General features: G+C 63.3%; 11 protein-coding genes. 6 read left to right on the plus strand and 5 right to left on the minus strand.

What is annotated here, in order from left to right; genetic code table 11:
* Positions 1–22: 22 nt before the first annotated feature.
* The 5 genes from ftsY (at position 23) to QD228_RS11440 (ending at position 7,358) form a co-directional block, all read left to right on the plus strand.
* Entirely contained in the window at positions 23–1,657 is a 1,635-nt protein-coding gene (gene ftsY / locus QD228_RS11420; RefSeq protein WP_279875625.1) for a signal recognition particle-docking protein FtsY, read from the plus strand.
* Positions 1,654–2,322, plus strand: a complete 669-nt coding sequence (gene ftsE / locus QD228_RS11425) for a cell division ATP-binding protein FtsE (RefSeq protein ID WP_279875626.1) — start codon at positions 1,654–1,656, stop codon at positions 2,320–2,322. Before ftsY ends, ftsE begins: the two co-directional genes overlap by 4 nt.
* Complete coding sequence (ftsX, locus tag QD228_RS11430; RefSeq protein ID WP_279875628.1) at positions 2,319–3,389, plus strand: permease-like cell division protein FtsX; 1,071 nt, start codon at positions 2,319–2,321, stop codon at positions 3,387–3,389. Before ftsE ends, ftsX begins: the two co-directional genes overlap by 4 nt.
* Positions 3,390–3,646: 257 nt before the next feature.
* A complete protein-coding gene (rpoH, locus tag QD228_RS11435; protein ID WP_084207803.1) occupies positions 3,647–4,522 on the plus strand; it encodes an RNA polymerase sigma factor RpoH in 876 nt (291 codons plus the stop codon).
* 178 nt (positions 4,523–4,700) lie between these two features.
* Positions 4,701–7,358, plus strand: a complete 2,658-nt coding sequence (locus tag QD228_RS11440; protein ID WP_279875629.1) for a GGDEF and EAL domain-containing protein — start codon at positions 4,701–4,703, stop codon at positions 7,356–7,358.
* Between the two features lie 78 nt (positions 7,359–7,436).
* On the opposite strand, the gene slmA is transcribed toward QD228_RS11440, so the two are convergent.
* The 5 genes from slmA to coaBC all read right to left on the minus strand — a co-directional run bounded on the left by slmA (position 7,437) and on the right by coaBC (position 12,674).
* Positions 7,437–8,054, minus strand: coding sequence for a nucleoid occlusion factor SlmA (gene slmA / locus QD228_RS11445; protein WP_077377757.1), 618 nt, complete (start codon positions 8,052–8,054; stop codon positions 7,437–7,439).
* A 115-nt stretch (positions 8,055–8,169) separates the two neighbouring features.
* Entirely contained in the window at positions 8,170–9,087 is a 918-nt protein-coding gene (gene argB, locus QD228_RS11450) for an acetylglutamate kinase (protein WP_084207805.1), read from the minus strand.
* Between the two features lie 231 nt (positions 9,088–9,318).
* Positions 9,319–10,701 carry a phosphomannomutase/phosphoglucomutase gene (locus tag QD228_RS11455; protein WP_084207806.1) on the minus strand — a complete coding sequence of 461 codons (1,383 nt, stop codon included), beginning with the start codon at positions 10,699–10,701 and terminating at the stop codon, positions 9,319–9,321.
* A gap of 182 nt (positions 10,702–10,883) precedes the next feature.
* Positions 10,884–11,342 (minus strand): dUTP diphosphatase, encoded by a 459-nt coding sequence (gene dut / locus QD228_RS11460; RefSeq protein ID WP_077377766.1) that lies wholly within the window; start codon positions 11,340–11,342, stop codon positions 10,884–10,886.
* Entirely contained in the window at positions 11,343–12,674 is a 1,332-nt protein-coding gene (gene coaBC, locus QD228_RS11465; protein ID WP_279875631.1) for a bifunctional phosphopantothenoylcysteine decarboxylase/phosphopantothenate--cysteine ligase CoaBC, read from the minus strand.
* Positions 12,675–13,037: 363 nt separating this feature from the next.
* On the opposite strand from coaBC, the gene radC reads away from it, so the two are divergent.
* Positions 13,038–13,712 (plus strand): DNA repair protein RadC, encoded by a 675-nt coding sequence (radC, locus tag QD228_RS11470; RefSeq protein ID WP_077377769.1) that lies wholly within the window; start codon positions 13,038–13,040, stop codon positions 13,710–13,712.
* Positions 13,713–13,831 lie beyond the last annotated feature (119 nt).

Consider the following 13,831-nt stretch of genomic DNA (forward strand, 5'->3'; position numbering starts at 1 on the left):
ACGAGTTCAGGACTGTCTCGCCATGTTCGGTTTTTTCAAGCGCAAGAAACACAAGGCTCAGGAGCAGCAAGCCTCCGAGCAGCAGGCCCTCGAGCAACAGGCTCTTGAACAGACACAAGATGCCACGCCCCACGAGCAGGACTCAGGCAAGCAGGACACTGCCGAGCAGGCAGCCCGGCTAGAGGCCGAAAAGGCGGAAGCCGAGCGCCTGGCCGCCGAGGAAGCCGCCCGTGTCGAGGTTGAAAAGGTTGCAGCTGAAAAGGCGGCAGCTGAGAAAGCCGAAACCGAGCGCCTGGCCGCCGAGGAAGCTGCCCGTGTCGAGGCTGAAAAGGCGGCAGCTGAGAAAGCCGAAGCCGAGCGCCTCGCCGCCGAGGAAGCCGCCCGTGTCGAGGCTGAAAAGGCGGCAGCTGAGAAGGCCGAAGCCGAGCGTCTCGCCGCCGAGGAAGCCGCCCGAGTTGAAGCTGAGAAGGCTGAAGCTGAGCGCCTCGCCGCCCGCGAAGAAGAAGAGCGCCTGGCTGCCGCGCAGCTGGCCGCCATCGAGGCCGAAGAACAGGCCGCGCTGGAGCAGGCTCGCCTGGAAGAAGAGGCCCGTGCTGCCGAAGTCGCCGTGGCGGAGGCTGATGCCACGGTGGACGATGAGGATGCCCGCGATACGGCGCGCGATGGACGTGAGAAGCCGCGTCGTGGCTTCTTCGCGCGCATCAAGGCAGGTCTAGGCAAGACGCGCGCCAACCTGACCGAGGGTGTCGCCAGTCTGTTCCTCGGCAAGAAGCAGATCGACGATGAGCTGATGGAAGACCTCGAGACCCAGCTGCTGATGGCAGATGTGGGCATCGAGGCCACCACCGAGATCATCGACAACCTGACCGCGCGCATCTCGCGCAAGGAATTGAAGGAGCCGCAGGCGCTCTATGAAGCGCTGCAGGAAGAGCTGCGCGTGATGCTGGCGCCGGTCGCGAAGGATCTCGAGCTGCCGGCCAAGGGCGATGGCCCCTTCGTGATCCTGATGATCGGGGTCAACGGGGTCGGCAAGACCACCACCATCGGCAAGCTGGCCAAGCGCTACCAGAGGCAGGGCCGCAGCGTGATGCTGGCGGCGGGCGATACCTTCCGTGCCGCAGCGGTGGAACAGCTCAAGGTCTGGGGCGAGCGCAACAAGGTGCCGGTCATCGCGCAGCACACCGGTGCTGACAGCGCCTCGGTCATCTATGACGCTCTGGAAGCCGCCAAGGCGCGTAACGTCGATATCCTGATCGCCGATACCGCGGGCCGTCTGCACAACAAGAGCCACCTGATGGAAGAGCTCAAGAAAGTGCAGCGCGTGATGGCCAAGCTGGACGTCGCCGCGCCCCACGAAGTGATGCTGGTGCTGGATGCCGGTACCGGCCAGAACGCGCTGTCACAGGCCTCCACCTTCCATGAAGCGGTCAACATCACCGGCCTGACGCTGACCAAGCTGGATGGTACCGCCAAGGGTGGCATCATCTTCGCGCTGGCCAAGCAGCTCAATCTGCCGATTCGCTACATCGGTGTCGGGGAGGGAGTGGATGATCTGCGGCCCTTCGCGGCGGACGATTTCGTCAACGCCCTGTTCGCGCGTGCCGGAGAGGAAGAGGATGCACGTCCGGCGGATGGCGCGGAGACACGCGAGGCATGATTGCCTTCGAGCATGTGGGCAAGCGCTATGGAGGGCGCTTCGATGCACTCGCCGGGCTCGATTTTCGCATCGAGCGTGGCGAGATGGCGTTCCTGACCGGGCATTCCGGGGCAGGGAAGAGCTCATTGCTCAAGCTGATCATGCTCCTCGAGCGTCCCTCGCGTGGCCGTATCCTGGTGGCCGGGCACGATATCGGACGCCTGCATGCCTCGCAGGTGCCTTACTACCGCCGCCAGATCGGTGTGGTCTTTCAGGACCATCAGCTGCTGAGCGATCGCAACATCTACCACAACGTGGCGCTGCCCCTGATGATCCAGGGGGTCACGCCGCGCGAGCAGGCGCGTCGCGTGCGTGCCGCTCTCGACAAGGTGGGCCTGCTGCATCGCGAGAAGGCGCTGCCCATCGAACTCTCCGGGGGGGAGCAGCAGCGCGTGGGCATCGCGCGTGCGGTGGTCAACAAGCCAGCCTTGCTGCTGGCGGATGAGCCGACCGGCAACCTGGACCCGAAACTCTCGACCGATATCATGCGTCTGTTCGAGGACTTCAATCGCATCGGTACCACGGTGATGATCGCCAGTCATGATCTGGCGCTGATCGCGCGTCTGCACCATCGCACGCTGGAGCTTTCCGACGGTCGCCTGATTGCCGACAAGGAGGCCCGATGAGCCCTCCCCGCACTCACCACGAGTCCTCGTCCGACAAGCGCCAGGCGGGAAGAGGTCGTTCCGGCAAGGCCGCCTCGGACGCTGTCGAATCCACGGAGTCTGTCGAGCGTCAGGCGCGCAAGGGCGCGCGCTCCAGCCGGATTTCCGTCGAGAGTCGCTATCGCAGCTGGCTGCGTCATCATGGCGCCATGGCGCGTGACAGCGCACGCCGTCTGCTGGTCACTCCGGTCGCCAGCTTGCTGACCATGCTGGCGATCGCCATCGCGCTGACACTGCCTGCCGCGCTGTGGCTGGCGCTGGACAGTGCGCGCCTGCTGGACAATGAGCTCAATGACAGCGCTCAGCTCACCCTCTATCTCGAGACGTCGGTCGACGAGAGCCAGGCACTGACGCTGTCGGACTCGCTGCGCGGCGCCCCGGGCGTCGGAGGCGTACGTCTGATCACTGCCGCCGAGGGCATGCAGGAATTCGCCCAGGCACTCGATCTCAAGCGCTCACTGAGCCTGCTGGACGACAACCCCTTGCCGGCCAGCATCGTCATCACGCCGCTGGATACCTCGCCGGAATCCGTCCGCGATCTTGCCGCACGCCTCGAGGGCGAGCCGGGCGTCGAGAGTGCACGACTGGATCTGGCATGGCTGGAGCGTCTGCGTCAATTGAGTGAGCTGGGTCAGAAAGTGACGCTGGGACTTGCGCTACTCTTCGGACTGGGAGTGCTGCTGGTGGTAGGCAATACCATCCGGCTGTCGGTGGAGAGCCGCCGGCAGGAGATCGAGGTCGTGACCCTGATCGGTGCGACCCACGCCTTCGTGCGGCGTCCCTTCCTTTATAGCGGTGCCTGGTATGGCCTGGGCGGCGGGTTGCTGGCGTGTGGCATTCTGGCGCTTGGCGGTAACTGGTTGGCGGCACCCGTGACGGCTCTTGTACAAAGTTATGGCGGCAACTATGTGTTGCCCGCACTGGGCATCACAGGGGGTACCACGCTGCTGTTTTCGAGTACAATACTGGGTTGGTTGGGGGCCTGGATCGCGGTCGGACGTCATCTGGCGAGTATTTCTCCGCGCTGATGCCGATCTTTTTTCGCGGTTTTCCGCCAGTGTTCCTCTCCAGAAAGGTCATCAGTTACGCTCCGGCAACAATTGCGCCGGGCGTCAGTGAAGGGGCTGGTGGGTGGTTAAACGTACCGCACACCCGCTGGCGTTACGAAGCGCTACTCGTCATGACAATTGTACACGTCATGTACAGCTATTGACGGGAACCTGTCGCAACCTTCACAGTCTCACTACTTGCATGCGTGTTAGGCAACCATGGAGACATCTGCATTATGAGCACCAGTCTTCAGCCACTTGGCCACCTGTCACCGGGTCAAGATCTAAACGGCTATATCCAGTCGGTGAACCGTATCGCTGTGCTTACTGCTGAAGAAGAGCATGAGCTTGCCCTGCGGTTGCATGAAGAGAATCATCTGGAGTCGGCCCGTCGACTCGTCATGTCGCACCTGCGTTTCGTGGTACATATCGCGCGCAGCTACAGCGGCTATGGCTTGCAGCAGGCGGACCTGATCCAGGAAGGCAATGTCGGCCTGATGAAAGCGGTCAAGCGCTTTGACCCCCATCAGGGCGTTCGCCTCGTGTCCTTTGCCGTGCATTGGATCAAGGCCGAGATTCACGAGTTCGTGCTGCGCAACTGGCGCATCGTGAAAGTCGCGACCACCAAGGCCCAGCGCAAGCTGTTCTTCAATCTTCGCGGTGCCAAGAAGCGTCTGGCATGGCTGAACAATGAAGAAGTGGACGCCATCGCAGGCGACCTGGACGTCAAGCCATCGGTGGTACGCGAGATGGAAAGTCGTCTCTCGGCACACGATGCCGGCTTCGATGCGGGTCCCAGTGATGACGAGAGCTCCGCTTACCAGGCGCCGGTCAATTATCTCGAGGACCACAGTCTCGATCCGGCGGCTCAGGTCGAGCAGCAGGATCTGGAAGATGACTCCCACGGGCGTCTGCTCAAGGCACTGGCAGCATTGGATGAGCGTTCGCGCGATATCCTCCAGCAGCGCTGGTTGAGCGACAACAAGGCGACGTTGCACGAGCTGGCAGACATCTACAGTGTCTCGGCAGAACGTATCCGTCAGCTGGAAAAGAACGCCATGAAGAAGCTGCGTGAATCGATGGGTGACATGAGCGAAGGGTTCGCTGCCTGACACTCCCTCGCTGACTTCCCGCAGTAGATGAAGCCCCGCCGGTGTTCCGGCGGGGCTTCTGTCGTTGAGGGACAGTGAAACGACCGGCTATGGCAGTAGACAGTTGTATCGTGCAACAGAATGTTTCATTCTGTTGCTCTACGCTAAGCGGTCATTTCCCTTCCTCATTGGTGGCTATGTGGACCCGATTACCTCGCGTCAACCAGGCACACATTCACTGTGGCGCATCCTTGGCATCAATGTCGCTTTGCTGGTGGTGTTGGGCGGGCTGTTTCTGGCGGGACAATGGTTTGATGTCCGCGAACAGGAGATGCAACGCCTCGAAGCGCTCGATACGCAACTGCACATCTCGACTGAACAGCTCGTGGCGGATGTCGCCCGCGAGATGATGGTGCTCGAGCGTGTGTTGCACGAGGAGACACCAAGGCAGTGGAGAGGCTCGCTCGAGAGTGCGCTGGGGCGTCATCCGGCGCTGGTCTCCCTGATGATGGTGCCGTTCGCCGATTATCGTGGCAGCAGCCTCAATCAGATCGGTGTCGGGCGCAGCTGCAAGTGGCAGCTCTCGCAGGCCGAGGCGCAATCCCTGCCCGGCAGAAGCAATCTGTTGTTCGGTTCGGCACTGCCTCTCGGGTCCGGACAGCCCGGCTTGCCTTTCTATCGCCATATGCAGCTCGAGGACAAGGCGTGGCTGCTGATCGGGTGCCTGGATTTCTCGGAGTCCAGAAGTCTGCTGGCCAATCCGGGGGCGGATGACGGGCAGCGCCTGCGCCTGTTCTCGACCAACGGACTGCTGCTGTTTTCCAGCCCCCAGGAGCACGCGCTGGGGGTGACGGGAAAGTTGCCGTTGCCGACGCTGGCCAACATGGGCAAGTACATCTCCGAGCGTGGCGTGCGGCGCTATCACGTGGACGGCTTTGATGGCCGTCCGCGCATGGCGGCGGGCAGTTTTATCGCACCACTCAAGCTGTTCAGCGTCGTCAGTCAGCCCGTCTCGAGCCTGTGGTGGGTCTGGTGGCAGCGTATCTGGTTCGGTCTGCTGCTGGGAGGCATCTTCCTGGTGGTGCTTGGCGTGATGATCGCGCGTGCCGAGCGGCAACGCAGTGAGCGCCACGATGAGCTGGAGGGCGAGCTCGAATCGATGGCGGCGCGCTCGCGTACTCTGGTGACCTTGATGGATAACCTGCCCGGTGTGGTGTATCGCATCGAGGTCAACACCGGCACGCTGACCTTCATCAGCAGTGGCGCCGCGGAATTGTTCGGACGTTCGGCCGAGTCTCTGGTCGGGGCCGGCATCACTCTCAATGAGCTGATCCATCCCGAGGATCGCCCGTCCGTCGCGTCGGCGCGTCACTGGGCGATGTGCGCTCAGATGCGTCATGAACAGGTGTTCAGAATCGTCGCGGATCACGAGCGCTGGGTGCTGGACCGCAGCGTGATGATCGAGGGAGAGGAGGTCGTACGTTACTGGGAAGGCCTGCTGCTGGACATCAGCGCCCACAAGGAGTCGGAGCGTCAGCTCGACTACCTGGCGCGCCACGATGCCTTGACGGGGCTCTACAACCGCAAGGCCTTCATGGCGGCGGCGGATGAGCGGGTCGCGATCGGAGGCGTGATGATCTATGCCGACATCGATCGCTTCTCGACGGTGAATGATGGCCTGGGGCATGAGGCGGGGGATCAGCTGCTGGTCTCGATCGGTGAGCGCCTGCGGCGCATCCTGCCGCCCGGTGGCCTGGTCGCGCGTCTCGGGGCGGATGAGTTCGGCCTCTACTTCCCTCAGGTCGGCGAGCAAGCCGAGCAGATCGTGGCCGATGTCCAGCAGAAGCTGGAGCGCCCCTTCACGATTCTCGGGCGCCCCTTGATCATCAGCCTGACGGCCGGCTACTCCCTGGCCGAGGCAGATGGTGACGCCCAGGCGTTGATGCTCAATGCGGACGTGGCGCTCTATCATGCCAAGTCGCGTGGCGATCATGCCCTGCGCTGGGAATCCTCGCTGGACAAGCATGTCGCCTCGCGCATGACGCTGGAGCAGGACCTGCGTCAGGCCATCGAGCGCCAGCAGCTCTTCCTTCACTACCAGCCGCAGCTGAACGCGGCGGGAGAGCTGTTGGGGGTCGAGGCGCTGCTGCGCTGGCACCATCCTGAGCTGGGCATGATCTCTCCGGCCCAGTTCATTCCGCTCGCGGAAGAGACGGGGCTCATCTTCCGGCTGGGGCGTTTCGTGCTGGAAGAGGCCTGCGCCCAGATGGTGCGCTGGCAGGAAAGCGGCCTTTACATGCCGCGCATGGCCGTCAACCTCTCGGCGCGTCAGCTGACTTCGGGCTATGAGCATGAAGTGATCAGCGTGCTCGAGAGTCAGAATCTCGCGCCGACGCGCCTGGAGGTCGAGGTCACGGAGACCCTGTTGATCCAGGACATGGAGGGTGGGCTCAGCGTGCTGAGAGCACTGCGGGAGCTCGGTGTGCGTGTGGCGCTGGATGACTTCGGGCAGGGATACTCGTCACTGTCCTATCTGTCTTCCCTGCCGCTGGATGTGCTCAAGGTCGACCGCAGCTTCGTGATGAAGATGGACGCCCTGGCGGAAGATGCGTCCGAGCAAGGGCGCGGCGGTCAGGTGGCCAGCGAGCAGGGAGCCAATGAGCAGGCCATCCAGCTGGTAGGTGCCATCATCAGTCTGGGGCATTCGATGGGGCACGAGATCGTGGCGGAAGGGGTCGAGACACAGGCCCAGTTCGAGGGGCTCAAGCGATTGCGCTGCGACAGTTATCAGGGCTACCTGCTGGCACGCCCGATGACGGCGACGGCCATCGTCGAGCGCTATGGGCCTGGCAACTGAGTCTGCACGTGAAGGTGGCATGAAAAAGCCCCCGTCTCTTCGAGGCGGGGGCTTTTCTTTTGCTCATGCGGAGGGCCGTCAGACGGCAATCCGCTCCTGGCTGCTCAGCAGCAGGTCGCGACTCAACAGTCTCCACTGTTCTTCCCAGTGCTCGGTGGGTCGCTTGCGATAGTCGCTGCGGACATACTGTCCGATGCGGCCTTCGGCACTGGCCAGCAGGAGATTGGCTGCGGCTGTCACGGTAATGGCAGGCCGCAGGCCTTCACGAGGCTCGGCCTCGCGCAGCACCTGCTTGAGCTGGGTCTCGAGACGTTCGAACAGCTGCGCCATGCGCACGCGCAGACGAGCCGTCTCCCCGGTCAGGGCATCGCCGTTGAGCAGGCGGCACAGTCCGGGATTCTTCTCGGCAAAGCCAAGCAGCAGGCTCAGGATATGGTGCACCCTGGCATGAGCCGTATCGTTGTCCTGCAGAATCAGCGCGATGCGCTCGAACAGGGTGCTCTCGATGAACTCGATCAGCCCTTCGAACATGCGCGCCTTGCTGGGAAAGTGACGATAGAGTGCAGCCTCGGAGACGCCGACCTGACGTGCCAATGCCGCGGTGGTGATACGTTTGCCGCTGTCCTCTTCCAGCATCAAGGCAAGTGCCTGGAGGATCTGTTCGCGACGTGATTGTTTTGGATTCGCCTGCGTCATGGAATCTTGTCATTTCTCGCGGCCTGCAGCGATGTGCTGCGGGCGGGTCCGTGTCCTGAGGCGTGTCGCTGGCCTCGCGCGAATCACCGGAAGTCTGGCCCCGGCTTTATGCTCTTCATGCCTTGGAGGTGTCCGGATCAGCATTGCTGATCAAGGTGCCGACACCGGCATTGGTGAAGATTTCCAGCAGGGTGGCATGCGGTACGCGACCATCGATGATGTGTGCACTGCGCACGCCCTGCTTGACGGCATCCAGCGCGCAGCTGATCTTGGGCAGCATGCCGCCATAGATGGTGCCGTCCTCGATGAGTCCATCCACCGCTTCGGTGGTCAGCCCCGTCATGACTTCGCCCTCGGCGTTCAGAAGGCCGGCGACGTTGGTCAGCAGCATCAGCTTCTCCGCCCCCAGCGCTTCTGCGACCTTGCCGGCGACCAGGTCGGCATTGATATTGTAGCTGCGTCCCTCATCGTCGACGCCGATCGGCGCTATCACCGGAATGAAGTCATTGCGGGTCAGCAGCTCGATCAGATCCGTCGAGACATGCTCGACTTCACCGACGTGACCGATATCGATGATTTCCGAGGCATTCATGCCCGGCATATGGCGGGTGACCTTGAGCTGGCGCGCGCGAATCTGGCCGCTGTCCTTGCCGGTGACGCCGATGGCCTTGCCGCCGCACTGGTTGATCAGATTGACGATGCCCTTGTTGACCAGGCCGCCCAGTACCATCTCGACCACATCCATGGTCTCTGAGTCGGTCACGCGCATGCCGTCAACGAAGCGTGATTCGATGTTCAGCTTCTTGAGCAGGGCGCCGATCTGAGGGCCGCCGCCGTGCACGACCACCGGATTGATGCCGACTTCCTTCATCAGCACCATGTCGCGGGCAAAGGAGTCGATCAGGGTATCTTCGGTCATGGCGTTGCCGCCGTATTTGACCACCACGGTCTTGCCCGAGAACTGCTGGATATAGGGCAGGGCTTCGGACAGGACCTCGACCACCTGGTGCGGGTCGCGGTTGGCGTGGCTCATCAACGTATCACTCCACAGAAATTGGGTCCGAAAGGAGAGTTCGGACACTGTCACTCGAGACTATCACTTGCGTTACGCCTGCGCGCACCACGTCATGGAAAGAGGTGATGGCAACCGGCGCTGCCATGGGGAAGAGTCACCCGGGCCGGGGAGTCAGCGGACCGGCACGGCGGTCATCCTGCTGCCGCGCCGGTCGTTGATCGCCTGCCCGGGCCGATCAGAACGCCTCGATCAGAACGGGGCGGTGATGCTTGGCTCGGCCTGCTTCAGTGCGGCGCGGAAGCTGTCCTTGATGCGCTCCAGCGCCGCCTCTGACTTGCCTTCGAAGCGCAGTACCAGCACCGGTGTGGTGTTGGAGGCGCGGCACAGGCCCCAGCCGTCGGCGTAGTCGACGCGAATGCCATCCAGCGTGGTCTTCACGCCGTCGTCACCGAAGTCACCTTCGCTGGCCAGTCGCTCGACGATAGCGAACTTGGTCTCATCGGTCACTTCCACGTTGATCTCGGGGGTGCCCAGATCCTGCGGATAGCGTGCGAAGAAGGTGTCGGCATCGACATCCTGCTTGGCGAGGATTTCCAGCAGGCGCGCCGCGCCGTAGAGGCCGTCGTCGAAGCCGAACCAGCGCTCCTTGAAGAAGATGTGGCCGCTCATCTCGCCGGCCAGGGCCGCGCCGGTTTCCTTCATGCGCGCCTTGATCAGGGAGTGGCCGGTGCGCCACATTTCCGGTGTGCCCCCCGCCTTCTCGATCACGGTGGCCAGGTTGCCGGTGCACTTGACGTCGAAGATGATGCGCGCGCCCGGTACACGTTCGATGAGGTCTTCCGACAGTGCCATCATCAGACGATCGGGATACAGGATCTCGCCCTTGGGCGTGACGACGCCGAGGCGATCGCCGTCGCCATCGAAGGCCAGACCGATATCCGCGCCGGTTTCCTGCATGGTTCTGATCAGGTCCTGCAGGTTTTCCGGCTTGCCCGGGTCCGGGTGATGGTTCGGGAAGTTGCCATCGATCTCCTCGAACAGCGGGATGGTCTCGACACCGAGGCGACGGATCAGCTCCGGGCCCAGCTCACCGGCCACGCCATTGCCGCAATCGACCACTGCCTTGAGCGGACGCTTGACGACCACGTCGCCGGTAATCTGATCCAGGTAGCGTTCGCGCACGTCTTCTTCACGCAGGCTACCTTCGCCTTGCGCCAGATCGCCTTCCTGCAGGCGGCGATAAAGGTCGGTGATGGTGTCGCCGGACAGGGTCTCACCCGCCAGCACGATCTTCAGACCGTTGTAGTTGGCCGGGTTGTGGCTGCCGGTCAGCATCACGCCGGAGCGGGTGCCTTCCAGGATGTTGGTGGCGTAGTAGAGCACCGGAGTCGGCACCATGCCGATGTCGATGACATCACGGCCGGCATCGCGCAGGCCGGCAATCAGCGCCTTGGACAGGCGCGGTCCGGAGAGGCGACCATCGCGGGCGACCACGACGGTGGACTCACCGCGTGCCGCGGCTTCGCTACCGATGGATTGGCCGATGGCGCGCACGCCGTCTTCGGTGAGGGTCTCATCCACGATGCCACGGATGTCGTAGGCGCGAAAAATTGAAGCGGGTACCTGACTCATGGTGCATCCCTGTCGGTTGAATCAATCGTGAGAAGTCATGGCCGGCATGCCGTGCGAACACTATCGCGGCATGCCGACGGGTGCGGCTAGCAAGCGGTTCCATCTGTCACGGAGCGCTGTCGGGTTTCGGTGGCGAGTCGTCTGCAATGAGCTGTCAGTGACGGCCTGTCAGTGACGACCCGTCAATGACGACCAGAATGGCCAAAGCCGCCTTCACCGCGCTGGCTGGCCTCGAATTCCGTGACCTCGACCAGTTCGGCCTGTACAACCGGGACTAGCACGTACTGTGCCAGTCGCTCACCGGGTTCCAGCACGAACTCGCTGTCGCCGCGGTTCCAGACCGAGATCATCAGTTCGCCCTGGTAGTCGGAATCGATCAGACCGACCAGATTGCCCAGCACGATGCCGTGTTTATGCCCCAGACCGGAGCGCGGCAGGATCATGCCGGCCAGCGCCGGGTCGGCGATATGGATCGCCAGGCCGGTACGCACCAGCTCACAGGCGCCCGGGGCCAGTGTCAGCGGGGCATCCAGCAGTGCGCGCAGGTCCATGCCGGCACTGCCGGGAGTCGCATGGTGGGGTAGCGGGTAATCGCGAACGCGCTCGTCGAGGATCTTGAGTTCGAGCCGGGGGCGGGTCATCTAAGGTGTTTCCTGGTCATCGATGGCGGAGGTCGCCATGTTCAAATTGGCGGCACCATGGAGGGCGCCGTCTTGATGCAGTGCCAGTGCGCGCTCGAGAATCGCACGCGCCAGCGCAATCTTGGGGCAGGCCGCGATGGCCTGTTCATGCAGTCTGTCATTTGCCTGGCCGGGGTGTCGCCACACCAGGGTGGCGGCATTGCTGTCACTGCCGAACCCCAGTCCCGGGGTGCTGACGTCATTGGCCACGATCATGTCGAGACGCTTGCGTGTCAGCTTGTCGCGGGCATAGCGAAGGACATCGCGAGTCTCGGCGGCGAAGCCGACCACCAGCGGAGCGGGCTGTCCGCTGGCGCGCCGCGCCTGACTCTGCTCGGCAATGCCGGCAATGATATCGGGATTGCGGATCAGATGGACCTGCATCTGTTCTTCGCCGGCCTGCTTCTTGAGCTTGTGCTCGGCGACATCGGCAGGTCGGAAGTCGGCGACGGCGGCGCAGCCGATGAAGACCTGGCTATCCTGCAGCGCCGCTTCGGCAGCGCCTTGCATCTGCAAGGCTGACTCGACATCGATGCGCTCGACGCCAGGCGGTGTGGGCAGGGCGACAGGCCCACTGATCAGGCGAACTCTTGCGCCCAGTGCCGCGGCTTCGCTGGCCAGGGCATACCCCATCTTTCCGGAGCTGTGATTGCTCAGATAGCGCACCGGATCCAGCGCTTCCCGGGTCGGACCGGCGGTGATGGTGATGGTCAGGCCCGCTGCCGGCAATGGTGCCGGCTCGCCCTCATCGAGCAGCGCGCTCAGACCGGCGACGATCTCCTCTGGCTCGAGCATGCGCCCGGCTCCCACGTCGCCACACGCCTGTTCGCCGCTGGCCGGGCCGAGCAGCGTCCAGCCATCGGCACTGAGCTGCCGGGCGTTGCGCTGGGTGGCGGGGTGCGCCCACATCGCCTGATTCATCGCCGGGGCCACGACCCAGCGTGCGCTGTTGGCCAGGCACAGGGTAGTGATCAGATCATCGGCACGGCCATGGGCCAGGCGGGCCATGAGGTCGGCAGTGGCGGGGGCGATGAGAATGACCTCCGCCCAGCGCGCCAGCTCGATATGTCCCATGCCGGCCTCTGCCTCAGGATCGAGCAGCGAGGTATGCACGGGATTGCCCGACAGCGCCTGCAGGGTCAACGGCGTGATGAAGGCCTGGGCACCTTCGGTCATGGCGACGCGTACCTCGCACCCGGCCTTTTTCAGCAGACGAGTGATGAGCGCCGCCTTGTACGCTGCGATACCGCCGCTGATGCCCAGCAGAATGCGCCGTCCGGCGAGTGAGTGCATGGTGTCCTGCATCCCTGATCCGTCAATGTCAAAGCTCTCGCGTTCGCCTCTACCATATCACCGTGATGCAACCTTGCGTAGCGTCGCTGGCCGGGCACGCCGTCTGTCGCGGGTGCGGACACTGACCTGTCGCGGTACGACGAGCCGCGAGCCAGGAAGGCTCAGCCAGCCAGAAAGCGCGCCAGGCATGCAAGCGTTGAGAGTGACGCTGGCGGCAGTGACGGGCGAAGACCACGCTTCTCAGTCCAAATGCTGATGTCGCGTCATGCTCCTTGGCGTGTCGGTGGGCCTGCCCTGAGGCAGGCGTGGCCACTCTCGTGGCGCGCCGGATGTCAGCATCACTGTCACGAGAGGAGAATGTGCATGGGCATCAGGGAGTGGCCAATCGGGGAGCGGCCCCGTGAGAAGCTTCTGTCATCGGGGGCTGCTGCGCTGTCAGATGCCGAGTTGCTGGCAATCTTCCTGCGAGTGGGAATCAAGGGGCGTTCGGCGGTGGACCTGGCGCGCGATCTGTTGACCACCTTCGGCGGGCTGCGCCCACTGCTGGAAGCCAGTCAGCAGGATTTCTGTGCCGCGCGAGGCCTGGGAGATGCCAAGTACGTACAGTTGCAGGCATCGCTGGAGCTGTCCCGTCGACATCTGGAAAGCCTGTTGATGCGCGGGGCGGCATTGACCTCACCGCTGCTGGTACGGCGCTACCTCTCCTCTCATCTGCGTGATCTGCCACATGAGGTCTTCGCCGCACTCTTCCTGGATAGTCAGCATCGCGTCATTCGCTTCGAGACACTCTTCACCGGCACGCTGGATGCTGCTGCCGTCTACCCGCGTGAAGTGGTCAAGCGGGCGCTGGCGCTCAACGCGGGCGCCTTGATACTCGCCCACAACCATCCCTCCGGAGTGGCGGAGCCCAGTGATGCCGATCGTCGTATCACCCAGCGCCTGGAAGAGGCGTTGGGACTTTTCGATATCCGGGTGCTGGATCACTTCGTGGTGGGGGACGGCGAGGTGATTTCCTTCGCCGAGCGTGGCTGGTTGTGAGCCAGGCATCGCCTCGGTCTTGCGCGACCTCTTTCGACAAGGCGCTGAGACGAGAGCAGGGGGTAAGAGAAGGAAGAAGAAGGAGCGGATGGGAAGGAGGCGCCCTGCGGATGTCCGGT

The organism is Cobetia sp. 3AK, from assembly GCF_029846335.1.
Classification (GTDB): domain Bacteria; phylum Pseudomonadota; class Gammaproteobacteria; order Pseudomonadales; family Halomonadaceae; genus Cobetia; species Cobetia marina.